General features: G+C 61.4%; 32 protein-coding genes. 29 read left to right on the forward strand and 3 right to left on the reverse strand.

Annotation, left to right across the window (positions count from 1 at the left end):
• The 6 genes from PHA8399_RS07635 to PHA8399_RS07660 all read left to right on the forward strand — a co-directional run.
• The coding region (locus PHA8399_RS07635) for an EF-Tu C-terminal domain-related protein (protein WP_244270176.1) at window positions 1–524 on the forward strand (524 nt) is incomplete at its 5' end.
• 427 nt (window positions 525–951) lie between these two features.
• Window positions 952–1,518, forward strand: coding sequence for a PIN domain-containing protein (locus PHA8399_RS07640; protein WP_145977003.1), 567 nt, complete (start codon window positions 952–954; stop codon window positions 1,516–1,518).
• Between the two features lie 225 nt (window positions 1,519–1,743).
• Complete coding sequence (gene rpsJ, locus PHA8399_RS07645) at window positions 1,744–2,058, forward strand: 30S ribosomal protein S10 (RefSeq protein WP_005621947.1); 315 nt, start codon at window positions 1,744–1,746, stop codon at window positions 2,056–2,058.
• Window positions 2,059–2,076: 18 nt separating this feature from the next.
• Entirely contained in the window at window positions 2,077–2,781 is a 705-nt protein-coding gene (gene rplC, locus PHA8399_RS07650) for a 50S ribosomal protein L3 (RefSeq protein ID WP_058285581.1), read from the forward strand.
• Entirely contained in the window at window positions 2,778–3,395 is a 618-nt protein-coding gene (gene rplD / locus PHA8399_RS07655) for a 50S ribosomal protein L4 (RefSeq protein ID WP_058285582.1), read from the forward strand. The genes rplC and rplD overlap by 4 nt, the downstream gene beginning before the upstream one ends.
• Complete coding sequence (locus PHA8399_RS07660; protein ID WP_058285583.1) at window positions 3,392–3,688, forward strand: 50S ribosomal protein L23; 297 nt, start codon at window positions 3,392–3,394, stop codon at window positions 3,686–3,688. The genes rplD and PHA8399_RS07660 overlap by 4 nt, the downstream gene beginning before the upstream one ends.
• Before the next feature lie 403 nt (window positions 3,689–4,091).
• Here PHA8399_RS07660 and PHA8399_RS21910 read toward each other — a convergent pair whose 3' ends face one another.
• Both PHA8399_RS21910 and PHA8399_RS22280 read right to left on the reverse strand, forming a co-directional pair.
• Window positions 4,092–4,820 (reverse strand): hypothetical protein, encoded by a 729-nt coding sequence (locus PHA8399_RS21910; protein WP_167592832.1) that lies wholly within the window; start codon window positions 4,818–4,820, stop codon window positions 4,092–4,094.
• Window positions 4,804–5,313 carry a hypothetical protein gene (locus tag PHA8399_RS22280; RefSeq protein ID WP_145977004.1) on the reverse strand — a complete coding sequence of 170 codons (510 nt, stop codon included), beginning with the start codon at window positions 5,311–5,313 and terminating at the stop codon, window positions 4,804–4,806. The genes PHA8399_RS21910 and PHA8399_RS22280 overlap by 17 nt, the downstream gene beginning before the upstream one ends.
• 345 nt (window positions 5,314–5,658) lie before the next feature.
• Here PHA8399_RS22280 and rplB point away from each other — a divergent pair, with 345 nt between their 5' ends.
• The 6 genes from rplB to PHA8399_RS07690 all read left to right on the forward strand — a co-directional run bounded on the left by rplB (window position 5,659) and on the right by PHA8399_RS07690 (window position 9,377).
• Window positions 5,659–6,501, forward strand: a complete 843-nt coding sequence (gene rplB / locus PHA8399_RS07665) for a 50S ribosomal protein L2 (protein WP_058285584.1) — start codon at window positions 5,659–5,661, stop codon at window positions 6,499–6,501.
• Between the two features lie 3 nt (window positions 6,502–6,504).
• The gene (rpsS, locus tag PHA8399_RS07670) at window positions 6,505–6,783 is read left to right on the forward strand and encodes a 30S ribosomal protein S19 (RefSeq protein WP_024088539.1); all 279 of its coding nucleotides are present in this window, start codon (window positions 6,505–6,507) and stop codon (window positions 6,781–6,783) included.
• A gap of 3 nt (window positions 6,784–6,786) precedes the next feature.
• On the forward strand, window positions 6,787–7,167 hold the full coding sequence (rplV, locus tag PHA8399_RS07675) for a 50S ribosomal protein L22 (RefSeq protein WP_008557868.1): 381 nt from the start codon (window positions 6,787–6,789) through the stop codon (window positions 7,165–7,167).
• Window positions 7,167–7,877: a 30S ribosomal protein S3 gene (gene rpsC, locus PHA8399_RS07680; RefSeq protein ID WP_058285585.1), complete on the forward strand. Its 711-nt coding sequence runs from the start codon at window positions 7,167–7,169 to the stop codon at window positions 7,875–7,877. The genes rplV and rpsC overlap by 1 nt, the downstream gene beginning before the upstream one ends.
• 12 nt (window positions 7,878–7,889) lie before the next feature.
• A complete protein-coding gene (gene rplP / locus PHA8399_RS07685; RefSeq protein WP_019297988.1) occupies window positions 7,890–8,303 on the forward strand; it encodes a 50S ribosomal protein L16 in 414 nt (137 codons plus the stop codon).
• A 255-nt stretch (window positions 8,304–8,558) separates the two neighbouring features.
• Window positions 8,559–9,377: a DUF2189 domain-containing protein gene (locus PHA8399_RS07690; RefSeq protein ID WP_058285586.1), complete on the forward strand. Its 819-nt coding sequence runs from the start codon at window positions 8,559–8,561 to the stop codon at window positions 9,375–9,377.
• A gap of 30 nt (window positions 9,378–9,407) precedes the next feature.
• Here PHA8399_RS07690 and PHA8399_RS07695 read toward each other — a convergent pair whose 3' ends face one another.
• On the reverse strand, window positions 9,408–11,576 hold the full coding sequence (locus PHA8399_RS07695; protein WP_058285587.1) for a methyl-accepting chemotaxis protein: 2,169 nt from the start codon (window positions 11,574–11,576) through the stop codon (window positions 9,408–9,410).
• Between the two features lie 201 nt (window positions 11,577–11,777).
• On the opposite strand from PHA8399_RS07695, the gene PHA8399_RS07700 reads away from it, so the two are divergent.
• The 17 genes from PHA8399_RS07700 to rplO all read left to right on the forward strand — a co-directional run bounded on the left by PHA8399_RS07700 (window position 11,778) and on the right by rplO (window position 21,024).
• Window positions 11,778–12,398 (forward strand): TIGR02466 family protein, encoded by a 621-nt coding sequence (locus tag PHA8399_RS07700; protein ID WP_058285588.1) that lies wholly within the window; start codon window positions 11,778–11,780, stop codon window positions 12,396–12,398.
• A 112-nt stretch (window positions 12,399–12,510) separates the two neighbouring features.
• Complete coding sequence (locus PHA8399_RS07705) at window positions 12,511–13,305, forward strand: FkbM family methyltransferase (protein WP_058285589.1); 795 nt, start codon at window positions 12,511–12,513, stop codon at window positions 13,303–13,305.
• 285 nt (window positions 13,306–13,590) lie between these two features.
• Window positions 13,591–13,791, forward strand: a complete 201-nt coding sequence (gene rpmC / locus PHA8399_RS07710) for a 50S ribosomal protein L29 (RefSeq protein ID WP_019297994.1) — start codon at window positions 13,591–13,593, stop codon at window positions 13,789–13,791.
• An 11-nt stretch (window positions 13,792–13,802) separates the two neighbouring features.
• Window positions 13,803–14,033 carry a 30S ribosomal protein S17 gene (rpsQ, locus tag PHA8399_RS07715; RefSeq protein WP_005621877.1) on the forward strand — a complete coding sequence of 77 codons (231 nt, stop codon included), beginning with the start codon at window positions 13,803–13,805 and terminating at the stop codon, window positions 14,031–14,033.
• Between the two features lie 99 nt (window positions 14,034–14,132).
• Window positions 14,133–14,501, forward strand: coding sequence for a 50S ribosomal protein L14 (gene rplN, locus PHA8399_RS07720; protein WP_011567679.1), 369 nt, complete (start codon window positions 14,133–14,135; stop codon window positions 14,499–14,501).
• Window positions 14,502–14,503: 2 nt separating this feature from the next.
• The gene (rplX, locus tag PHA8399_RS07725) at window positions 14,504–14,809 is read left to right on the forward strand and encodes a 50S ribosomal protein L24 (protein WP_058285590.1); all 306 of its coding nucleotides are present in this window, start codon (window positions 14,504–14,506) and stop codon (window positions 14,807–14,809) included.
• A complete protein-coding gene (gene rplE / locus PHA8399_RS07730) occupies window positions 14,809–15,372 on the forward strand; it encodes a 50S ribosomal protein L5 (RefSeq protein ID WP_058285591.1) in 564 nt (187 codons plus the stop codon). Before rplX ends, rplE begins: the two co-directional genes overlap by 1 nt.
• 19 nt (window positions 15,373–15,391) lie before the next feature.
• Window positions 15,392–15,697 (forward strand): 30S ribosomal protein S14, encoded by a 306-nt coding sequence (gene rpsN / locus PHA8399_RS07735; protein WP_058285592.1) that lies wholly within the window; start codon window positions 15,392–15,394, stop codon window positions 15,695–15,697.
• A 13-nt stretch (window positions 15,698–15,710) separates the two neighbouring features.
• Window positions 15,711–16,103, forward strand: coding sequence for a 30S ribosomal protein S8 (rpsH, locus tag PHA8399_RS07740; protein WP_019297998.1), 393 nt, complete (start codon window positions 15,711–15,713; stop codon window positions 16,101–16,103).
• Window positions 16,104–16,115: 12 nt separating this feature from the next.
• Window positions 16,116–16,649 carry a 50S ribosomal protein L6 gene (gene rplF, locus PHA8399_RS07745; protein WP_058285593.1) on the forward strand — a complete coding sequence of 178 codons (534 nt, stop codon included), beginning with the start codon at window positions 16,116–16,118 and terminating at the stop codon, window positions 16,647–16,649.
• An 11-nt stretch (window positions 16,650–16,660) separates the two neighbouring features.
• The gene (gene rplR, locus PHA8399_RS07750) at window positions 16,661–17,020 is read left to right on the forward strand and encodes a 50S ribosomal protein L18 (protein ID WP_008554704.1); all 360 of its coding nucleotides are present in this window, start codon (window positions 16,661–16,663) and stop codon (window positions 17,018–17,020) included.
• 119 nt (window positions 17,021–17,139) lie between these two features.
• A complete protein-coding gene (gene rpsE, locus PHA8399_RS07755; protein WP_027235532.1) occupies window positions 17,140–17,709 on the forward strand; it encodes a 30S ribosomal protein S5 in 570 nt (189 codons plus the stop codon).
• Between the two features lie 13 nt (window positions 17,710–17,722).
• Entirely contained in the window at window positions 17,723–17,911 is a 189-nt protein-coding gene (gene rpmD / locus PHA8399_RS07760; RefSeq protein WP_008554849.1) for a 50S ribosomal protein L30, read from the forward strand.
• Between the two features lie 177 nt (window positions 17,912–18,088).
• Complete coding sequence (locus tag PHA8399_RS07765; protein ID WP_082649491.1) at window positions 18,089–19,015, forward strand: hypothetical protein; 927 nt, start codon at window positions 18,089–18,091, stop codon at window positions 19,013–19,015.
• A gap of 265 nt (window positions 19,016–19,280) precedes the next feature.
• A complete protein-coding gene (locus PHA8399_RS07770) occupies window positions 19,281–19,493 on the forward strand; it encodes a DUF1127 domain-containing protein (RefSeq protein ID WP_058285595.1) in 213 nt (70 codons plus the stop codon).
• A 263-nt stretch (window positions 19,494–19,756) separates the two neighbouring features.
• Window positions 19,757–19,972: a DUF1127 domain-containing protein gene (locus tag PHA8399_RS07775; RefSeq protein ID WP_058285596.1), complete on the forward strand. Its 216-nt coding sequence runs from the start codon at window positions 19,757–19,759 to the stop codon at window positions 19,970–19,972.
• 581 nt (window positions 19,973–20,553) lie between these two features.
• Window positions 20,554–21,024, forward strand: a complete 471-nt coding sequence (gene rplO / locus PHA8399_RS07780) for a 50S ribosomal protein L15 (RefSeq protein ID WP_058285597.1) — start codon at window positions 20,554–20,556, stop codon at window positions 21,022–21,024.
• The last annotated feature ends 8 nt before the right edge of the window (window positions 21,025–21,032 follow it).

A 21,032-nucleotide genomic window follows, 5' to 3' on the forward strand; every position in this document is an offset into this window, starting at 1 on the left:
TCTCCGGCCGCGGCACCGTTGTGACCGGCCGTGTGGAGCGTGGCGTGATCAACGTGGGCGACTCGATCGAGATCGTCGGCATCCGCGACACCCAGACCACCACCTGCACCGGTGTGGAAATGTTCCGCAAGCTGCTGGACCGCGGTGAAGCGGGCGACAACATCGGCGCGCTGCTGCGCGGCATCGACCGTGAAGGCGTTGAGCGCGGCCAGGTTCTGTGCGCGCCGAAATCGGTAAAGCCGCACACCAAGTTCGAAGCCGAAGCCTACATCCTGACCAAGGAAGAAGGCGGCCGCCACACCCCGTTCTTCGCGAACTACCGTCCGCAGTTCTACTTCCGCACCACCGACGTGACCGGCACCGTGACCCTGCCGGAAGGCACCGAGATGGTGATGCCGGGCGACAACCTGAAGTTCGGCGTTGAGCTGATCGCGCCGATCGCGATGGAAGACGGCCTGCGCTTCGCCATCCGCGAAGGCGGCCGCACCGTCGGCGCCGGCGTCGTGTCCAAAATCATCGAGTGATTTTGGAAACGGTGGCGGCAGGCGGTTTTCCGCAGGAAAACCGCTGAGAGCCATACGGTTCTGATCTAAGAGAGGGCCGCCTTCGGGCGGCCCTTTTCCTGTATGGCGCACAGCCCCCGTAGGGTGGGCAATCTGCCCACCGTTTGGGGACACTGGACACGCCCACCTCCCCGCCTCTTCCCGCAACCTTAGAACAGGGCAGGGTCCGGCCTGGGGCCGAAGGCCGTCTTGCAAAAGCTCCAGTGGAGCTTTTGAGGCCGCAGGGAGCGCCAGCTCCGGGTGCGATGCAATCGCGCCCGCCCTCCTGGCAGGCCGGGCGCGGCCCGAACGCGGGGCGTCCGGGCGGGGTAGTGTTAGCAACTGGGTGTTAACACTCAGAAAGAAGAAGTAGAGTCTCTCTGATCGACCGCAATGTGAGGGTTGGGGCTTGAAATTTACTTTTGATACTAATTGCTTAATCGACTTGGACCTTGGCCGGCCAAACGCGACGAAGGTTGAGGAATTGATCTCGGCTCACAGAGCTGGAAATGCGGAAGTAGCTTTTGTGGCGGTTTCTGCATCTGAACGCCAGCCAGGAGATAGATTCCTGGATAGCTTTTGCGATTTTGAAGCTCGCTTGAAGAAGCTGAACGTAGACGACATTCCCTTGCTGCTGGGAATAGCTTATTCTGATATCAGCTATTGGGATCACGCTGTTGACCCGGACGAAGAGTGTGACCTCGAAGAAAGAATTCACAATGTTCTGTTTCCAACTGTAGCCTTCAACTACTCGGACTTCAAAAGGCTGACCCCAGAAGCTACCGGCGATACTTTGGCAGACAAGAAATGGCGTAATCGCTGGTGCGACCGTCAAATGATGTGGGCGCATATCACCAATGGTAGAGACATCTTTGTAACCAGCGACTCCAACTTCAGGAAGATCGACGGCGCGGAGGGTTTCGAGGCGGTTAGAGTTAGAACACCGGAGGAAGCTGTTAACTGTTTGGTGTGTTAATTTCTTGGGCGTTAACCTCCCCTAACAAACTCTAAGCCCGCCGTACGCCCCGAACGCAACCGTTTCGCGGCGAAACCCCTTGCCACTAGGGCCCGCAGGGCGTATAGGGCGCAAGTTCGCTGATGCGAATATGGGCGGGATGATTCCCGCCTTTTGGGTTCGATGAGGGATTGCGGTGAGCGCAGGCCCTCCTCTCAACCCCAACGCCTAGAATAAGGCTATACGATGCAAAGCCAAAACATCCGTATCCGGCTGAAGGCATTTGACTACCGCGTGCTGGATGCCAGCACCCAGGAAATCGTCAACACTGCCAAGCGGACCGGCGCCCAAGTGCGCGGCCCGATCCCGCTGCCGAACAAGATTGAGAAATTCACCGTTCTGCGTGGCCCCCACGTTGACAAGAAATCCCGCGACCAGTTCGAGATCCGCACCCACAAGCGCCTTCTCGATATCGTCGACCCGACCCCGCAGACCGTGGACGCGCTGATGAAGCTCGACCTGGCCGCCGGCGTCGACGTCGAAATCAAGCTGCAGTCGTAAGATCGGAGGGTATAGATTATGCGTTCCGGTATTATCGCGAAGAAAGTCGGCATGACCCGGCTGTTCATGGAAGACGGCAAGCAGATCCCTGTGACCGTTCTCCACCTTGACGGCCTGCAGGTTGTTGCGCAGCGCACCGAGGAAAAAGACGGCTACACCGCCGTTCAGCTGGGTGCAGGCACCGCCAAGGCAAAGCGCACGTCGCAAGCCATGCGCGGCCATTTCGCAGCTGCCAAGGTTGAGCCCAAGCGCAAGCTGGTCGAATTCCGCGTCCCCGCTGACGCGCTGATCGAAGTCGGCGCCGAAATCTCGGCCGAACACTTCCTGGCTGGCCAGAAAGTGGACGTGACCGGCACCTCGATCGGTAAGGGTTTCGCCGGTGCCATGAAGCGGCACAACTTCGGCGGCCTGCGCGCCTCGCACGGTGTGTCGATCTCGCACCGTTCGCACGGTTCGACCGGTCAGTGTCAGGACCCGGGCAAGGTCTTCAAAGGCAAGAAAATGGCCGGCCACATGGGTGCTGCCCGCGTGACCACCCAGAACCTGGAAGTGGTGAAAACCGACGCCGAGCGCGGTCTGGTCTTCATCAAGGGCGCCGTTCCGGGCCCGAAATCCGGCTGGGTTACCGTCAAGGATGCCGTGAAGAAGAAAGCCCCCGAGGGTCTGCCTTTCCCGGCCGGTCTGAAAACTGCGGAAGCTTCCGCGGAAGGTGGTGAAGCATGAAACTTGACGTGATCAAACTCGACGGCGGCAAGGCTGGCGACATCGAGCTGTCCGAAGACCTGTTCGGCCTGGAGCCGCGTGCGGACATCCTGCACCGCGTGGTCCGCTGGCAGCGCAACAACGCGCAGCAGGGCACCCACAAGGTGAAGACCCGCTCGGAGACCTCCTACTCGACCAAGAAGATCTACCGCCAGAAGGGCACCGGCGGCGCACGCCACGGTGACCGCAACGCGCCGATCTTCCGCAAGGGCGGCATCTACAAGGGCCCCGTTGTCCGGTCGCACGGCCACGAGCTGACCAAGAAGTTCCGCAAGCTGGGCCTGCGCCACGCGCTGTCCGCCAAAGCCAAAGCGGGCGAGCTGGTCATCATCGAGGATGCAGCAGCCGAAGGCAAAACCGCAGCTCTGGCCAAGCAGGTGAAAAACCTGGGCTGGAAACGCGCGCTGATCATCGACGGCGCAGCGGTCAACGAAGGCTTCCTGCAAGCGTCGCGCAACATCGAAGGCCTGGATATCCTGCCGACGATGGGCGCAAACGTCTATGACATCCTGAAGCGTGACACCCTGGTGATCACCAAGGCAGGTGTCGAAGCACTGGAGGCTCGTCTGAAATGAGCGTGAAGGCAGAACACTACGACGTGATCCGCAAGCCGATCATCACCGAGAAATCCACCATGGCGTCCGAAAACGGCGCAGTGGTGTTCGAGGTGGCAATCGACTCCAACAAGCCGATGATCAAGGAGGCTGTCGAAGCTCTCTTTGGCGTCAAGGTGAAAGCGGTCAACACCACCGTCACCAAGGGCAAGGTCAAGCGTTTCCGCGGCCAGATGGGCCGCCGCAAGGACGTGAAAAAAGCCTATGTGACCCTGGAAGAAGGCAACACCATCGACGTGTCCACCGGACTCTGAGGTTTGTGTCTTTGACAAGATTGAGAGGCCCTCGCGGAAGCGGGGGCCTTTTGCGTTGGGGGAGGGGGCTTGGGCATGGCGGGGTCCTACGGGCAGCTTGGACTCAAGGTATAACCGCTGCCGGTTAAGATCCGCGAAGCCCTGCGTGCGGTGGGTTCGCAACGGCCATCAAAGCGCTGAGCTGTGATCTTGCTCCCGGGCGCGGAACCAAGGCCGCAGGCCGCCGCGCCAGCGTCATGCTGAAAGCATGGCTCCGGCGTGGTCCGCCCCCATGGGGCGGCGCTTTGGCTGCTGTTCTGCGTGTCGGTGAGGTCGTACGGACTTGGCCGGGATAAACTGCCAAACGCCACGTTGAGAACGCCACCCCGCGGGACGGCGCTGGCGCAATGATTTCCTTCTTTCTCTATTGAGAAAATTTTTCGAACACGTTTTGTAAGAGCGTCTCAATATGAGCTGCAGACTTGTTTGAGCTTACTTTGAGCGAGTTTGGATGACCGCAACCGTTACGAAGGCCAAGAGCCTTCTGAAGCTCTTCTTTGGAGTTCTTTCCTAAAACTGAAATTGCTGCAAGGCGATCAAGGAAGTCAGCCTCACCCATTCTGCCAAGGTCATCTGGTGTCTTTGCGGGCTTCCACTTTCCGTTTACACGCTTCGCCTCTGCATTAAAGGCTGAAAGGTGGTGCTCGTGTACGTGCTTGTGTAGTACGTCCATCGCACCAAGCCACGACATAACGATTGCTGCACGAAAAAGCTCAGCTTCGTGACACCTAATGGCTTCTTCTACGAAGTGACGGGTTTCGGCATCGGAGATTTTCTTTAGGTGCGTGCGTAGATCTACGGCTACTTGCATTGCGCTTGGGCTAACCTTTGATACCCCTAATTCACGCAAATGCAATTTTCCAACTTCAGTCAGTTCCCAGCCGGCTTCAACGCGGATCGCCCGACCTTTACTGGAGCCGAGAACTTGAGAAATATTCCATTTCCTCAGGTCTCGATTGCCAGCGCCAGCCGCAGTTTCTTTTATCTGGGTAACTGTCGAAGGTTGATTTAGAGATGCTAGTACAAGAAGTAACTTATCAAGACGTGTTAGGTCTCGGTGAAGCCAATCCTTAAGCTCATTCGATGTTAGCAACTTTGGCCTCAACCTGTTTGCGCTCAGATGCACTCAGGGAATACGTATCTTTCGCAACCTGATTAATGCGCTTAGCCTTTGTGAGATTGCCTAGGCTCTTCGTCATGTTGCTGCGCATATTTTCGTTGTAGTATGTGGTCGCGCCTTTCATTTCTGTTAGAATTTCAGTGCGTACGGACGAGGGCTTCCCTTGAACAAGTTCTAGCTGAGCTAAGGCACAAATGATGAGCTCGGGGCCGGTCTTGGCATCCAAATGGGCAGCAATTGTGTTGGTGGAAAAATTGTAAGAGTCGGCCGCGCTTTCGGGTGAACTGGTGGCATTGGTTGCAGGTGTTGTTGCCGGTGTGGTTTGAGTGAGTTCTTTGGGAACGCGAGTGGAGAGGTCTCCCATTGTGGTTAGAAGCTCTTCAATACCCCCGGTAAGAAAAGATGGATCACCTTCGTACTCAAGTTCCATCGAAGCCACTTTGATGCGGATTTTTGCGCTCGACATTGTTAATCTCTTCGTTGTTCCGGGGTGGTGAGACATTACTTTTGGGAGAGTTCTGGGGCAAGCAGTGTTTTATTCGCCCAAGCTTTCAAAATTTTAGTCTAGTCTACGTCGTATGGTGTATTCATATGAGCACTGTATAACCCCCCTAGACACCCCTCCGCATCACTGCTAAACGCCACCCATCCTGCAGACCCCGGATTCGTTCCGGGGTCGTTACGTTTGTCAGGATGTTCGAACCTGGGGACCTTCGGGGCCCTATAACTCAGGCACCTACGGGGGCCTTAAACATAGCGGGTCCAAAGACAAGAACCTAAGGGCCTGCACGCTAAACGGAAGACAGAAAGCATGGCACTCAAGTCGTATAAGCCGACGACGCCGGGCCAGCGTGGGCTGGTTCTGATCGACCGTTCGGAGCTTTGGAAAGGGCGTCCGGTCAAATCCCTCACTGAGGGCCTGACCAAATCGGGCGGCCGGAACAACACCGGACGGATCACTGCACGCCGCCGTGGCGGCGGCGCAAAGCGCCTCTACCGGATCGTTGACTTCAAACGGAACAAATTTGATGTAGCGGCCACCGTTGAGCGGATCGAATACGACCCGAACCGGACCGCATTCATCGCGCTGATCAAATACGAAGACGGCGAGCAAGCCTACATCCTGGCGCCGCAGCGTCTGGCTGTTGGCGACAAGGTCGTCGCGTCTGCAAAAGCCGACATCAAGCCGGGCAACGCAATGCCGTTCTCGGGCATGCCGATCGGTACCATCGTTCACAACATCGAAATGAAGCCCGGCAAAGGCGGCCAGATCGCCCGTGCAGCCGGTACCTACGCTCAGTTCGTTGGCCGTGACGGCGGTTACGCCCAGATCCGCCTGTCCTCGGGCGAACTGCGCCTGGTGCGTCAGGAATGCATGGCCACCGTCGGTGCCGTGTCGAACCCGGACAACTCGAACCAGAACTTCGGTAAAGCCGGCCGTATGCGCCACAAGGGCAAGCGTCCCTCCGTGCGTGGTGTCGTGATGAACCCGATCGACCACCCCCACGGCGGTGGTGAAGGCCGGACCTCCGGCGGGCGCCACCCGGTGACCCCCTGGGGCAAACCGACCAAGGGCAAACGGACCCGCAACAAAAACAAGGCGTCGCAGAAGCTTATCATCCGCTCGCGCCACGCCAAGAAGAAAGGCCGCTAATCCATGGCACGTTCCGTATGGAAAGGCCCCTTCGTTGATGCTTACGTCCTGAAAAAGGCCGAAGCAGCGCGTGAATCGGGCCGCAATGAAGTGATCAAGATCTGGTCGCGCCGTTCCACCATCCTGCCGCAGTTCGTCGGCCTGACCTTTGGTGTCTACAACGGCAAGAAGCACATCCCTGTCAACGTCTCGGAAGACATGATCGGTCAGAAGTTCGGTGAGTACTCGCCGACCCGCACCTATTATGGCCATGCCGCTGACAAAAAAGCGAAGCGGAAGTAAGTCATGGGTAAGGAAAAGAATCCCCGCCGCGTGGCAGACAACGAAGCAATGGCAAAACTGCGCATGCTCCGTACCTCGCCGCAGAAACTGAACCTGGTGGCGCAGATGATCCGCGGCAAGAAAGTCGAGAAGGCGCTGACCGACCTGACGTTCTCCAACAAGCGGATCGCGCAGGACGTGAAGAAATGCCTTCAGTCCGCCATCGCGAATGCTGAAAACAACCACAACCTGGACGTCGATGAACTGATCGTCGCCGAGGCATGGGTTGGCAAGAACCTGACCATGAAGCGCGGCCGTCCGCGGGCTCGTGGCCGGTTCGGCAAAATCCTGAAGCCGTTCGCGGAGATCACCATCAAGGTGCGTCAAGTTGAGGAGCAAGCCTAATGGGTCAGAAAGTCAATCCGATCGGCATGCGCCTGCAGGTGAACCGCACCTGGGACAGCCGCTGGTACGCCGACACCAAAGACTACGGTGATCTGCTGCTCGAGGACATCAAAATCCGCGAGTTCATCAAGGAAGAGTGCAAGCAGGCAGGCGTCGCGCGCGTGATCATCGAGCGCCCGCACAAGAAATGCCGCGTCACCATCCACACCGCCCGTCCGGGCGTCATCATCGGCAAGAAAGGCGCGGACATCGAAGTCCTGCGCAAGAAGCTGGCGAAGATGACCGACTCCGAGCTGCACCTCAACATCGTTGAAGTGCGCAAGCCGGAACTGGACGCCCAGCTGGTCGGCGAGTCCATCGCCCAGCAGCTGGAGCGCCGTGTGTCCTTCCGCCGCGCCATGAAGCGTGCGGTTCAGAACGCCATGCGCATGGGCGCCCTGGGTATCCGGGTGAACGTCGCTGGCCGTCTGGGCGGAGCGGAAATCGCGCGTACCGAATGGTACCGTGAGGGCCGCGTGCCGCTGCACACCCTGCGTGCCGACATCGATTACGCACACTCCGAAGCGATGACCCCCTACGGGATCATCGGGATCAAGGTCTGGATCTTCAAAGGCGAGATCATGGAGCACGATCCTTCGGCGCGTGACCGTAAAGCACAAGAAATCCAGGACGGCCCTGCACCCCGTGGTGCCGGTGGCGGCCGTCGCTAAGGAGGATTTGAGATGCTTCAGCCAAAGCGCACTAAATTCCGCAAGATGCATAAGGGCCGGATTCACGGTCTGGCAAAAGGCGGTTCCGACCTGAACTTCGGCACCTATGGCCTGAAGGCAACCCAGCCTGAGCGTGTGACTGCACGCCAGATCGAGGCTGCCCGCCGCGCCATGACCCGCCACATGAAACGTCAGGGCCGTGTCTGGATCCGTATCTTCCCGGACACTCCGGTGACCTCGAAGCCGACCGAAGTCCGTATGGGTAAAGGTAAAGGCTCCGTGGACTACTGGGCAGCCAAGGTTAAGCCTGGCCGCGTGATGTTCGAGATCGACGGCGTCAGCGATGAAATCGCCCGCGAGGCCCTGCGCCTGGCGGCGATGAAACTGCCGGTCAAGACCCGCGTCGTGGTCCGCGAAGACTGGTAAGTTTCGCGACTGCCAAGAGATTGAAGCCCCCGCCGGGACACCGGCGGGGGCTTTTTCGTTTCGGACAGCTGCATGAGGCGACGGGGGCAGACAGGCCTTCTGCGCGGGTTTGGCTGCCTTGCGGCCCCTTGCCGCAAAGCCTTGCCTGATGCACACTTGCAGGCGGAGGAGGGATGCCTGTTTCACCGCCGGGTCCAGCGCCGGGTTTCCGGGCAAACGGGCCAGCGCGGTGCCATGCTTTGGGAGGAGTGTGTCATGACATCCAAGACCGCAGGGACCACGCCCCCGGACAATCTGAGACCGCCGCCGCAGGCCGTGCCCAAGATCAACAAGGTGACTGCGGGCGATATCGCCGCGGCGCTGAAGGCCGGTTTGTCGGACTTCCGCGCGCACCCTTTCATGAGCGGCTTTTTCGGCCTGTTCTATGCGGTTTTCGGGATCCTGTTTGTCTGGTGCCTGATCTGGCTCGGCGCGATCTGGATGATCATCCCCGCCGCGGTCGGCTTTCCGCTGGTTGCGCCCTTCGCCGCCGCCGGGCTGTATGAAATGTCCCGCCGCCGCCAGAGGGGGGAGAGTTTCAGCTGGTCCGCCATCCTCACCGTGGCGGCCGGTCAGCGCAAGCGCGAGATGGGCTGGATGGCCTTTGTCACCCTGTTCATTTTCTGGGTGTGGATTTACCAGGTCCGGCTTTGGCTGGCGATTATCCTCAAGGATGCCTCATTCTCGGATTTTTACGGGTTTTGGAACACCGTATTCTTCACGCCGCAGGGCTGGACCTTCCTTGCGGTCGGCACCTGCGTGGGCGCCTTTCTGTCGGCAGTTCTGTTCTCGGTGACCGTCATCGCGATGCCCATGCTGCTGGACCGGGAAACCGATTTCGTGTCCGCCATGATCACATCCATCCGCGTCGTCACGGAAAACCCGGCGGTCATGCTCAGCTGGGCGGCGATCATCTCCGCCGCCATGCTGCTGTCGCTGGTTCCGGCGTTTCTGGGCCTGATCTTCACCCTGCCGATCCTTGGCCATGCCACATGGCACCTCTACCGGCGGGCCGTGCCGCCAGTGGAGGGGTGACCTGTCCAGCCACCCCCTTGCGCGGGCGTTCTATGCGGCCTGTGCAGCGGGTGCGCGTTCCGGTGCCGGCTCCGCACCGGCAGGGGCCGCTGGCTCCAGCCGGAAGCCGGCAATCGCCCGCGCCAGGTTGCCCGCCTCGTCGCGAAGCATCTGGCCGGCCGCCGCGGTTTCCTCCAGCATGGCGGCGCTGCGCTGGGAATCCTTGTCCAGCGCCTCGATCGCCGCGCTGACTTCGGAAATGCCGTTGGCCTGTTCGCTGGTGTTTTCCGCGATCTCGTTCACTTTATCCGCGGCCTGGGTCACGGTCTGCAGGATCACGGCCAGTGCCGCGCCCGCCTCATCCACCAGTTCCACGCCGCCGGTCACCTCGCCCTGGCTGCTGCTGATCAACGCGCTGATTTCCTGCGCCGCGAGCGACGATCGCTGCGCCAGCGCCCGCACCTCTGAGGCGACGACCGCGAACCCGCGCCCGGCTTCGCCCGCGCGCGCGGCCTCCACCCCGGCGTTCAGCGCCAGCAGGTTGGTCTGGAACGCCACATCGTCAATCAGGCCGGTGATTTTGGAGATCGCGTCGGAGGACTCCTTGATGCGCTGCATGGCGGCGACGGTTTTTTCGGCAACCTCCCGGGTGGCTTCTGCTTTGGTCTGGGCGTCGTTGACGAACTGACGGGCGTCCTGCGCGCTGGCGGCGGTATCGTGGACGGTGTCGCGGATGGTTTGCAGCGCCGCCGCGGTCTGTTCCAGCGCCGCGGCAGAGGATTCGCCGCGTTGCGAGGCATCTGCCACCGCCGCGGCGATCTCCTGCGAGGTGTCGTTCAGCATCCTGCCGCTGCCGGCCAGCTGCCCGACCACATCCTCAAGGCTGCCCGCCAGGTTGTCGATGGCCCCGGCGATCTCCTTGAAGACACCCTTTTGGCCTGCCGGCATCCGCTGGGTCAGGTCGCCCTCGGCAAGCGCGTCCAGCACCTTCAGAACATCGCCCAGCCCCTTGCCGGCCACGTCCCCGATGGCGTTCACGCCGCGGCCCAGACTGCCGTCCTGGCCGCCGTCGCCGGTGTCTGCGATCCGGCGCGAGAAATCGCCCTCGCCGCAGGCGGCGATCACTTCTGTGATCTCCCGGGTCAGCTGCTGCTTGGCGGCCTCGGCCTTGCGGAAGGCGCCGGCGGCCTGGGCAATCGCGGCAATCTCGCGGATGCCGGATTTCGGGATCTCCGGGGTGAAGTCGTTCTGCATCATCTTCTTCAGCACGGTATCAGTCTGCTTCAGCGGCCGGGCGATGCTGCGGGCCAGGAGCAGGGCCACCGCCACAAACAGGAGTGAGCCGCCGGTGCCCGCCCGCAGCGCGTTTGTCTGCGCCTCGGCGCTGACCGTCTCGCCGCGGGTCCACACCTGATCAAGCAGGGTGCGCACGTCCTCGTGGACGGCGGCCAGCAGCGGCTCGGCATCCGCATAATGGCCGGACACCTGCTTGCGCAGCTGCTGTTCGTTCAGCGATTCCTCCACATAGGCGGCAAAGGACGCCTGGTAGACGCCGATCAGGCCCAGGATCTCTTTCTGCTGGGCGGCGCTGGTGTAATAGCTGGCCGGGAAGGCGCGGAACTCTTCCACGCGGGCGTTCAGCCGGTCCAGGTATTTCGGCGCCTGACGCATGATGAAGTCCTTCTCATGCCGCCGCATCATCAGCATTTTCACCTGCATGACCGGCTGATCCAGCTCTTGCAGAGTGGCTTCGGCATTCTTGACCGCCGTGCGCAGCTGCCCCTCCAGGCCGCTGTTTTCATCCAGCCCCAGCCGCGTGTTGCTGCTGGCGAGCGCGATAAAGCTCGCCTCATAGGCGTCAATCGCGGCACCGATGCCCTTGAGCTGCAGGGCGGTGCCGGACAGTTCGGCCACCGCCGGCATCTGGCGGCCAAGAGAGCCGTAAGTCTCCTTTATCCGGGTCATTGTTGCGGCGTGGCGGGACAGGTATTTTTCATCCCGGCGCAGCAGGAAATCCTTTTCGGCGCGCCGGGCCTTCAGGAACTCAAGCTCGATCTTGTCGAGGTTCAGATAGATCTCCTCAATCCCGGCGACGCGCCGCTGCACGTCATCGCGCACGGCGTGCGAATAGAGCAGCAGGCTGACCAGAGCGGCCATCAGGCCGCCTGCGAGAACGATGATGGAGAGGATTGCCGTGCTGACGGTAAATTTTGCTTTCATGAGACCTGGACCATTTCACTGAGACATCTTGCAGAGGCGTTTTTGGTCTAGAGTGGACTTCATTCGTTAAATCAGCGTGAGTTTACCTGGCGTAAATTGCACTATTTTAACATGCTGGCGGGTCTGCGGGCCGGGTTGAAACCGGCGGCTGCCCCGCGCCAGGCCCTCGCGCTTGGCTGCGGGTTGCGGTAAGACGCAGCCATGGCCCAGATTGAATCGCTCTTTGTGACCCGCCTTTACCGCGCGCAGCTGTCCGAATTCGGACCGTCGGTTGACGCGCAGGAACTGGAAAACTCCTGTCTTGTCATCGCCGGCGACGACGATGCCGGGCAGGACTGGTGCGAGGAGAACGGCTACCCCGGCTATACCTCCTATGCCTCGCTGTCGGATCTGCCCTGGCGGTTCCCCATCTTCGCCGATCTGGTGAAGTCTCTGGACCAGCATGTCTCGGCCTTTGCCAAGGATCTGGAGCTGGACCTGGACGGGCGCGATCTGAAGCTGGAGGATCTGTGGATCAACATCCTGCCGGAAGGCGGCACCCATGCCAGCCACATTCATCCGCATTCGGTGATTTCCGGAACCACCTATGTGTCGATGCCGGACGGCGCCTCCGCGCTCAAGCTGGAGGATCCGCGCCACGCGATGATGATGGCGCACCCGCCGCGCCTGAAGGATTGCCGCCAGGAGCTGAAGACCTTTGTCTATCAGGCACCCGCCGTTGGCGACGTGCTGCTTTGGGAAAGCTTCATCCGCCACGAGGTGCCTTTGAACATGGCAGAGGAAGAGCGGATTTCTGTGAGCTTCAATTACAAGTGGGAGTGAGCCCGCGGGCCGCTCCGCTGCCCTGGGGCGCCGCTGCGGCACAAGCTGCCTGACCTGAACGCGCCGTGCCCGCCCAGGGCGCTTGTCTGACACAAACCGACTGGAACCCCAAATGCATCCCAAGATCCGAAGCGCGCTTCATGCAATCGGCCTCCATGTGAGCAGCGCGTCCAAGTACAAGGCCCTGCAGAATGAGCTGCAGGAAAGCCGCCGCAAGGCCGCTGAGGGCGATGCGTTCCGGGATTTCCTGCTGGCCAATCTCAACGGCACCAGCGCCGGCTGGCAGTCCCAGGCCAGCCAGGATGTTTTTGCCCTGGTCGCCAATGGCTTTAAGCGGGGCGGGTATTTCGTCGAGTTCGGCGCCACCAACGGCAAATCCATCAGCAATACATATGTGCTGGAAAAGGAGTTCGGCTGGACCGGCATCGTGGCTGAGCCCGCGAAGTGCTGGCACGAGGATCTGCGCCGGAACCGGTCCTGCGAGGTGGAGTACGACTGCGTCTGGAAGGAAACCGGGGCCGAGCTGGAGTTCAAGGAGACCGGCGCGGCGGAGCTGTCGACGATCTCGGACTTCAGCGAAGCGGATCTCCACTCCAGAAGCCGGCGCAAGGCGATCAGCTATCCGGTGAAAACCGTTTCGCTGCTGGATATGCTCGACCGGCACGGCGCCCCGCGGGAGATTGATTTCCTGTCGGTCGATACCGAGGGCAGCGAGCTGGACATTCTGCAGGCGTTCGATTTCAGCAAGTACCGGTTCAACGCCATCACGGTGGAGCATAATTACACCGAGCAGAGGGCGGCGATCCGGGCGCTGCTGGAGCAGAACGGCTACAGGAACGTGGCCACCGGGGCGTCCGGCTATGACGACTGGTTCGTGCCGAAGGACAGCCCGGTCAAGGCTGGCTGACCAGCCAGGGCCGCAGCCGCCAGAACCGGCAGCCTGCACGCGGCTCGCCATTGGCAGGGCAGGGCGCGCACCGGGGCCGGCGGCTGCCCGGCGCGGCGGCCAATCTTTCCCTTGCCCCCGCACCCTGTCTCCATTATAGGGACCCATCGCCTGTCCCCAATCCGCTTCGGATCCGGGTCGGGTGATTCTTTTTTCCGCGCCTTCCAGCGCGGTTTGACATAACCCACCAGGTTGCAAGGTGACCCGTCAGGGGCCTTCTGGTGCTTTGGACAAGGAACAAAGGCGATGAACGCCAATGATCTGCGCGAGAAGACCGTGGATGAACTCCGCGATATGCTCGCTTCCCTGAAAAAAGAGAGCTTCAACCTGCGCTTTCAGCAGGCAACCGGTCAGTTGGAATCGACCTCCGGCATCAAAGCGGCTCGCCGCAACGCTGCCCGCGTCAAGACCATCCTGAACGAAAAAGCTGCAGCAGCAGCCGAATAAGGAGCGACACAATGCCCAAACGTATCCTGCAAGGCGTTGTGACCAGCGACGCAAACGCCCAGACCGTCACCGTCTCGGTTGAACGCCGCTTCACGCACCCGGTTCTGAAGAAAACCATCCGTAAGTCCAAGAAATACCGGGCTCACGATGAAAAGAACGCTTTCAAGGTCGGCGACTCCGTACGCATCATCGAATGCGCGCCGAAATCGAAAACGAAACGCTGGGAAGTTCTGGAAGCCTAAGAGTCTCATCCGAGACTCCTGGCGGCTAGACTTAACAGTCAGTCGAAACCCTGGGGGATACCAGCACGCATCGCTGCCCCATAGGTCGGGAGAAACCACATGATCCAGATGCAAACAAATCTGGATGTTGCTGACAACTCCGGCGCACGCCGAGTTCAGTGCATCAAGGTTCTGGGTGGCTCCAAGCGTAAATACGCATCCGTTGGCGACATTATCGTCGTCTCGGTCAAGGAAGCCATCCCGCGCGGCCGCGTGAAAAAAGGCGACGTCCGTAAGGCCGTTGTCGTGCGCACCGCCAAAGAAGTCCGCCGCGAAGACGGCACCGCGATCCGTTTTGACCGGAACGCAGCCGTTATCCTGAACAACAACAACGAGCCGATCGGTACCCGTATCTTTGGCCCGGTTGTTCGTGAACTGCGCGCGAAGAACTTCATGAAGATCATCTCGCTGGCTCCGGAGGTGCTGTAATCATGGCTGCGAAACTCCGTAAAGGCGACAAGGTCGTCGTGCTGGCCGGCAAGGACAAGGGCAAGGAAGGCACCATCGCCTCCGTTGACCCGAAAGCCGGCAAAGCCGTTGTCGAAGGCGTGAACATGGCGATCCGCCACACCCGCCAGACCCAGAACAGCCAGGGCGGCCGTCTGTCCAAGGCACTGCCGATCGACCTGTCGAACCTGGCACTGCTGGACAGCAACGGTAAAGCCACCCGCGTCGGCTTCCGCGAGGAAGACGGCAAGAAGGTGCGCTTCGCCAAGACCACCGGGGAGACTGTCTGATGCTTGACGCTGCAACCTACACCCCGCGTCTGAAAGCCCTCTACAAAGAGACCATCCGTGGCGCTCTGAAAGAGGAATTCGGCTACAAGAACGACATGATGCTCCCCAAGCTGGAGAAAATCGTTCTGAACATCGGCTGCGGCCGCGCTGCTGTCAAAGACAGCAAGAAAGCCAAATCCGCTCAGGCCGACCTGACCCTCATCGCGGGCCAGAAAGCTCTGACCACCGTGGCAAAGAACTCCATCGCCGGCTTCCGCGTTCGCGAAGGCATGCCGATGGGCGCAAAGGTGACTCTGCGCGGCGACCGGATGTACGAATTCCTGGATCGTCTGATCACCATCGCGATGCCCCGTATCCGCGACTTCCGCGGCGTTTCGGGCAACTCGTTTGACGGCCGCGGCAACTATGCCATGGGCCTGAAAGAGCACATCGTGTTCCCGGAGATCGATTTCGACAAAATCGACGAGCCCTGGGGCATGGACATCGTGATCGCCACCACCGCGAAAACCGACGCGGAAGCAAAGGCGCTGTTGAAAGCTTTCAACATGCCCTTCAACAGCTAAGCGCGGGAAGGAAGAGACCATGGCTAAGAAAAGCATGATCGAACGCGAGAAGAAGCGCGAGCGCCTGGTGGCAAAATACGCCGCAAAGCGTGCCGAGCTGAAAGAAATCGCAAACGACGAATCCCGCCCGATGGAAGACCGCTTCAAGGCGCGTCTGAAGCTGGCGAAACTGCCGCGCAACTCGGCTCCGAGCCGTTTGCACAACCGCTGCCAGCTGACCGGCCGTCCGCACGCTTACTACCGTAAGCTGAAGATCAGCCGTATCGCGCTGCGCGAGCTGGGGTCTGCTGGCCAGATCCCCGGCCTGGTGAAATCGAGCTGGTAAGGGAGAGAGTAGTATGAACGATCCTATCGGCGATATGCTCACCCGTATCCGTAACTCTCAGATGCGCGGCAAATCCACCGTCATGACCCCGGCTTCCAAGCTGCGGGCATGGGTGCTGGACGTGCTGGCGGACGAGGGCTACATCCGCGGTTATGAGAAGATGACTGGTGAAAATGGCCACCCGGCCATCGAAATCAGCCTCAAGTACTTCGACGGCGAACCTGTCATTCGCGAGCTCAAGCGGGTCTCCAAGCCCGGCCGCCGCGTTTACATGGGCGTCAATGACATCCCGTCGGTCCGTCAGGGCCTGGGCGTGTCGATTGTCTCCACCCCCAAGGGTGTGATGTCGGACGCAAACGCACGCGCAGCCAACGTTGGCGGCGAAGTGCTTTGCACCGTCTTCTAAGGAGGCCTCGCAATGTCCCGTATTGGTAAGAAACCGGTCGAACTGCCCAGCGGCGTCTCCGCCTCTGTGTCCGGCCAGACCATCGAAGTGAAAGGCCCGAAAGGCGCCCGGACCTTCACCGCAACCGACGACGTCACCCTGACCGTGAACGACAACGTTGTCACCATCGAGCCGCGCGGCAAGTCCAAGCGTGCCCGTCAGCAGTGGGGCATGTCCCGCACTCAGGTGGCAAACCTCGTGACCGGCGTGACCCAGGGCTTCAAGAAAGAACTGGAAATCCAGGGCGTGGGTTACCGGGCTCAGATGCAGGGCAACACCCTGAAGCTGAACCTGGGCTACAGCCACGACGTCGACTTCGTTGCTCCGGAAGGTGTCACCATCACCGCGCCGAAGCAGACCGAAATCGTTGTGGAAGGTATCGACCAGCAGCAGGTGGGCGAAGTGGCGGCGAAAATCCGCGACTGGCGCCGTCCCGAGCCGTACAAAGGCAAGGGCATCCGCTACAAGGGCGAGTTCATCTTCCGCAAGGAAGGCAAGAAGAAGTAAGGACCAGCAAAATGGCAAACAGCAAACGTACCCTGTTTCTGAAGCGCCGGCTGCGCGTCCGGAACAAGCTTCGCAAAGTGAACGCAGGCCGTCCGCGTCTGTCCGTGCACCGTTCGAACAAGAACATCTCTGTTCAGCTGATCGACGACCTGCGCGGCGTGACCCTGGCAGCCGCGTCGACCCTGGAAAAAGATCTGGGCGTTGTCGGCAAGAACAACGTCGAAGCAGCGGCCAAAGTTGGCGCAGCGATCGCCGAGCGCGCAAAAGCGGCTGGCGTGAGCGAAGCCTACTTCGACCGCGGCGGCTTCCTGTTCCACGGCAAGGTGAAGGCTCTGGCCGACGCTGCGCGTGAAGGCGGCCTGAAGATCTAAATCCCATGCGGGCAGCCTCTCGGGGCTGCCCCGATGATCCGGGAGACCGGCCTGCGGGCCGGTTCTCACCAAGGATCGGACAAACAGGCGCCTGAGCGCCGCACTGAAAGGAATGCCTGATGGCAGAACGTGAAAACCGCCGCGGCCCGCGCCGCGACCGTGAAGAAACACCGGAATTCGCAGATCGTCTGGTCGCGATCAACCGCGTGTCGAAAACCGTTAAAGGCGGTAAGCGCTTTGGCTTCGCAGCCCTGGTTGTCGTTGGCGACCAGAAAGGCCGCGTCGGCTTTGGCAAGGGCAAGGCGAAAGAAGTGCCCGAGGCGATCCGCAAGGCGACCGAGCAGGCCAAGCGCCAGATGATCCGCGTGCCGCTGAAAGAGGGCCGCACCCTGCACCACGACATGGCCGGCCGTCACGGCGCGGGCAAAGTTGTGATGCGCACCGCGCCGGAAGGTACCGGTATCATCGCAGGTGGTCCGATGCGTGCCGTGTTCGAGATGCTGGGCATCAAGGACGTGGTCTCCAAGTCGATCGGTTCGCAGAACCCCTACAACATGATCCGCGCCACCCTGAACGGCCTGCAGAAAGAGCAGAGCCCGCGTTCGGTGGCTCAGCGCCGCGGCAAAAAGGTTGCTGACATCCTGCCCAAGCGGGACGACGCACCGGCAGCTGCCGAAGCTGAAGCGTAAGGAGTAGAGAGACATGGCAAAAACCATCGTCGTCAAGCAGATCGGCTCGCCGATCCGCCGCCCCGCCAAACAGCGCGCAACCCTGGTTGGCCTGGGCCTGAACAAGATGCACAAGACCCGTGAGCTGGAGGACACTCCTTCGGTCCGCGGCATGGTCGAATCGATCCCGCACCTGGTTCAGATCATCGAAGAGCGCGGCTAAGCCCTTTTCGGTATCAGACTTTGGAAAACGCCTCCGGTCCGCCGGGGGCGTTTTTCGTTTTCAGGGCGCCGCGGCAGACCCTGGTTGTCCGGTCTAAGGTAAAGCGGGCGTGTTGCGATGCGGCCTTTGCATGGTATGCGTTTGCAGATCCGTTCCGGCAAAGGCAGCGACCCAGCAATGACCGACCCCTCCCGAGAGCTCCCGAGGAAACGCGCCCGCACCGCCCTTGGGGTGGTGGCAGGCCTGCTCTTTCTGCTCACCGGCGCCCTTGGCCTGTCCGGGCGCAGCGATTGGAACCCGCTTGCCACTGTCCCTGAGCAGACGGCAGAGACCATCGCGGCGTCAGCGGTAACGGTCTATGTGTCGTTGCGGGCGATCAACGCCGCGCTGTCCACGGCGCAGGAGATCGAGGTGGGCGCGTCGGTTGTCGGGCAGGCGAGCCTGCAGCCCTTGAAGGTGCTGGAACCCGTCGATGACACGGTGGAGCGCGTGGCCGATGCCGTGTTCCTGGTTGCAGCCGGCGCCGCGCTTGCCGCAGTGGGTCTGGCGCCGGTGGTGTCCATTGGCCTCGTTGTGCTCGGCGCCGCGCTGCTGGGCCGGGTCTCCCTCGGCCGCAGTCCCGTTCTCTCCAGGACAGTGAAACCGCTTTGCGATAAGGGGATCGCCCTGGGCATTGCGGTCGGCTTTGCCATCCCCTCTGTGTTCGTGCTGGCTGTGTGGGTCGGGGAGCAGGCCACCGCGGCGCAGATGAGCGCTGCCATGGCTGAGCTTGATGCCGTCGCGCAGGAGGCGAATTTCCTGATCGGCGCGGAGGTCGATGAGGCAGAGGCGGTGTCTCCGGCAGAGGAAGGAGATGCAGGGGTATTGGGATGGCTGAGCAGCCGGATCAGCGAAGCCGGCGACAGCGTGAGCGGTGTTTTTGAGCAGAGCGGCCGGTATCTGGACGCCGCGCAGGTCTTTGTGGAGGAAGCCGACACGATCCTGCGCTCCTCCTTGACCATCATCGGCATCTTCACCCTCCGGATGCTCGTCTTGCCGGTCTTCCTGCTGTGGGGCGCATTGTCGCTGCTCAGGACGGTTTTGCGCCCTGCGGGTGAAAGGTGATGCCCTCAGCACCCCTCGCGTAAGAAGCGCCTGGCCTGCGTGGTTGGCCGGCCCGCGGTCCGGGCACCCGCATATGCCTTCGCAGGTCTGGCCGGGGCAGGGCGCGGTTATCCGACCCAAGGCCCCTTGCAGCGCGTGCATAGCGGCTTGCCGGCTGCGTCAGTTGTTGGAATCGGGCGGCGCTCCTATCTCGGGGCTGTCACAGAAAAGACCACACAACGGACCGCCGGGAATAGGCCCGGCCCAAGAGACAAGGATCACCAAGATGGCACATGTTATTTCTGCTGCCCCGTCGCTCAGCCTGACCGCCCGCATCCGCCGCACCGTCGAGGGCGTGCTGGAAGCCTGGGCGCTGCACAGCGAATACCAGCGCACCTATAATGAGCTGGACGCGCTCTCCGATCACGAGCTGGCCGACATCGGCGTGCGCCGCAGCGATATCGCTGACATCGCGCAGCAGCACGTTTATGGCAAGTAATTTTCCCGCCCGGGCACTCTTCTCCTCCTCCTCTTCAAGCCCGGGCCAAAGCGCCTCTGCCCCATCCGGGGCGGGGGCGTTTTCTTTTGCCAAGGGGGCAGGATTGCGGTTGCGGGCGTGCTATGCGGCGGCTGCATATCCGCCAGACCAAAGCAGCCGTTGTACCCGCCCGGATGCGTCCTTATGTCCCGTTCACTTCAAAGGAACAGATCAAGCACCGCACCGGGAGCCCGTCCCGGCACCGATGTGAAGGAAAAAGAATAATGGCTTATTCGACACTCTCCGCCCCTGCCTCCGCCGGCTTCTCCACCCGCCTGCGCGGCATCGCCGCCGGCCTGCTGCAGAACTGGAAGCTGCGCCGCGACTACCGGCAGACCGTCCACGCCCTGCGCGCTCTGTCCGCCCGCGACCTGGCCGACATCGGCCTCAGCCGCTGCGCCATCCCCGGCGCCGCCCGCGAGCACGTCTACGGCAAGTGATCTCCACGGCCGGCGGCGGATCCTCCTCCCTCTCCAACGCCTGGCCCAAAAGCGCCCCTGCCATCCCGGCGGGGGCGTTTTTGTTTTCTGCACAGAGAAGGCCGCGGCCCTTCGCGGCTTCAGGGCCTGAAGCCGCCGTTGCGCAGCCGCCGTACGCCCCGCCTACGGCGAATTAACCCGTCCAAGGCAATATCATCCCCGGTTATGATCACCCGCCGGGCCTGACACCCCCGGCACCTGGAACTGGGCTCCGGCGTGGCAGCCGGAGCGCGTGAGACGCGTTTTCGCATGGGGACATCCCCATCCCATCTCCACCCCGGCGGCGCCGCCACCCTTTAACAGACGGCCCACGACGGAACGGACACAGAGAGACAGACGGAACAGAGAGCAACCGGCAGGGCAGGGGCCTTGGCGGCTGGTCCCGCGCGCTGTGGGATATGGCCTAGCCCGCGGGGCTTGATCCCATCCCCCAACCCGTCTATAGGCACCCGGTGGCGTTCTGCGCCACGGAATCACCAATCAAGAAAAGCCGCGGTCGGGCCATCACGCTTCGGGGCCCGCATCCGGCAAGGAGAAGCGACATGAAACTTCACGAACTGCGCGACAATCCCGGCGCCGCCAAGAAACGCACCCGTGTGGCCCGTGGCCCGGGTTCCGGCAAAGGTAAAATGGGCGGCCGTGGTATCAAGGGCCAGAAATCCCGTTCGGGCGTCTCGATCAATGGCTACGAAGGCGGCCAGATGCCGCTCTACCAGCGTCTGCCCAAGCGCGGCTTCAACAAGCCGAACCGCAAGGCATACGCCGTTGTGAACCTGGGCCTGATCCAGAAATTCATCGACGCAGGCAAGCTGGACGCAGCCGAGATCACCGAAGATTCGCTGGTCGCATCCGGCCTGGTCCGCCGCAAGCTGGACGGCATCCGCGTCCTGGCCAAAGGCGAACTGACCACTAAAGCCACCATCGCGGTCACCGGCGCGTCGAAAGCCGCTGTTGAGGCCGTTGAAAAAGCTGGCGGCGCTCTGACTGTGGCAACTGCAGCCGCCGCAGAGTAACGGCTTGT

Origin of the sequence: Leisingera aquaemixtae, from assembly GCF_001458395.1 — a bacterium.
In the GTDB taxonomy this organism is placed as follows: domain Bacteria; phylum Pseudomonadota; class Alphaproteobacteria; order Rhodobacterales; family Rhodobacteraceae; genus Leisingera; species Leisingera aquaemixtae.

What these genes read in the sequence shown, in the direction of transcription:
- rpsJ (WP_005621947.1), top strand. Translation starts at nt 1,744, where the DNA reads ATGCAAAGCCAAAACATCCGTATCCGGCTGAAGGCATTTGACTACCGC.
- rplC (WP_058285581.1), top strand. Translation starts at nt 2,077, where the DNA reads ATGCGTTCCGGTATTATCGCGAAGAAAGTCGGCATGACCCGGCTGTTC.
- rplD (WP_058285582.1), top strand. Translation starts at nt 2,778, where the DNA reads ATGAAACTTGACGTGATCAAACTCGACGGCGGCAAGGCTGGCGACATC.
- PHA8399_RS07660 (WP_058285583.1), top strand. Translation starts at nt 3,392, where the DNA reads ATGAGCGTGAAGGCAGAACACTACGACGTGATCCGCAAGCCGATCATC.
- PHA8399_RS22280 (WP_145977004.1), bottom strand. Translation starts at nt 5,313, where the DNA reads ATGTCGAGCGCAAAAATCCGCATCAAAGTGGCTTCGATGGAACTTGAG.
- rplB (WP_058285584.1), top strand. Translation starts at nt 5,659, where the DNA reads ATGGCACTCAAGTCGTATAAGCCGACGACGCCGGGCCAGCGTGGGCTG.
- rpsS (WP_024088539.1), top strand. Translation starts at nt 6,505, where the DNA reads ATGGCACGTTCCGTATGGAAAGGCCCCTTCGTTGATGCTTACGTCCTG.
- rplV (WP_008557868.1), top strand. Translation starts at nt 6,787, where the DNA reads ATGGGTAAGGAAAAGAATCCCCGCCGCGTGGCAGACAACGAAGCAATG.
- rpsC (WP_058285585.1), top strand. Translation starts at nt 7,167, where the DNA reads ATGGGTCAGAAAGTCAATCCGATCGGCATGCGCCTGCAGGTGAACCGC.
- rplP (WP_019297988.1), top strand. Translation starts at nt 7,890, where the DNA reads ATGCTTCAGCCAAAGCGCACTAAATTCCGCAAGATGCATAAGGGCCGG.
- PHA8399_RS07690 (WP_058285586.1), top strand. Translation starts at nt 8,559, where the DNA reads ATGACATCCAAGACCGCAGGGACCACGCCCCCGGACAATCTGAGACCG.
- PHA8399_RS07695 (WP_058285587.1), bottom strand. Translation starts at nt 11,576, where the DNA reads ATGAAAGCAAAATTTACCGTCAGCACGGCAATCCTCTCCATCATCGTT.
- PHA8399_RS07700 (WP_058285588.1), top strand. Translation starts at nt 11,778, where the DNA reads ATGGCCCAGATTGAATCGCTCTTTGTGACCCGCCTTTACCGCGCGCAG.
- PHA8399_RS07705 (WP_058285589.1), top strand. Translation starts at nt 12,511, where the DNA reads ATGCATCCCAAGATCCGAAGCGCGCTTCATGCAATCGGCCTCCATGTG.
- rpmC (WP_019297994.1), top strand. Translation starts at nt 13,591, where the DNA reads ATGAACGCCAATGATCTGCGCGAGAAGACCGTGGATGAACTCCGCGAT.
- rpsQ (WP_005621877.1), top strand. Translation starts at nt 13,803, where the DNA reads ATGCCCAAACGTATCCTGCAAGGCGTTGTGACCAGCGACGCAAACGCC.
- rplN (WP_011567679.1), top strand. Translation starts at nt 14,133, where the DNA reads ATGATCCAGATGCAAACAAATCTGGATGTTGCTGACAACTCCGGCGCA.
- rplX (WP_058285590.1), top strand. Translation starts at nt 14,504, where the DNA reads ATGGCTGCGAAACTCCGTAAAGGCGACAAGGTCGTCGTGCTGGCCGGC.
- rplE (WP_058285591.1), top strand. Translation starts at nt 14,809, where the DNA reads ATGCTTGACGCTGCAACCTACACCCCGCGTCTGAAAGCCCTCTACAAA.
- rpsN (WP_058285592.1), top strand. Translation starts at nt 15,392, where the DNA reads ATGGCTAAGAAAAGCATGATCGAACGCGAGAAGAAGCGCGAGCGCCTG.
- rpsH (WP_019297998.1), top strand. Translation starts at nt 15,711, where the DNA reads ATGAACGATCCTATCGGCGATATGCTCACCCGTATCCGTAACTCTCAG.
- rplF (WP_058285593.1), top strand. Translation starts at nt 16,116, where the DNA reads ATGTCCCGTATTGGTAAGAAACCGGTCGAACTGCCCAGCGGCGTCTCC.
- rplR (WP_008554704.1), top strand. Translation starts at nt 16,661, where the DNA reads ATGGCAAACAGCAAACGTACCCTGTTTCTGAAGCGCCGGCTGCGCGTC.
- rpsE (WP_027235532.1), top strand. Translation starts at nt 17,140, where the DNA reads ATGGCAGAACGTGAAAACCGCCGCGGCCCGCGCCGCGACCGTGAAGAA.
- rpmD (WP_008554849.1), top strand. Translation starts at nt 17,723, where the DNA reads ATGGCAAAAACCATCGTCGTCAAGCAGATCGGCTCGCCGATCCGCCGC.
- PHA8399_RS07765 (WP_082649491.1), top strand. Translation starts at nt 18,089, where the DNA reads ATGACCGACCCCTCCCGAGAGCTCCCGAGGAAACGCGCCCGCACCGCC.
- PHA8399_RS07770 (WP_058285595.1), top strand. Translation starts at nt 19,281, where the DNA reads ATGGCACATGTTATTTCTGCTGCCCCGTCGCTCAGCCTGACCGCCCGC.
- PHA8399_RS07775 (WP_058285596.1), top strand. Translation starts at nt 19,757, where the DNA reads ATGGCTTATTCGACACTCTCCGCCCCTGCCTCCGCCGGCTTCTCCACC.
- rplO (WP_058285597.1), top strand. Translation starts at nt 20,554, where the DNA reads ATGAAACTTCACGAACTGCGCGACAATCCCGGCGCCGCCAAGAAACGC.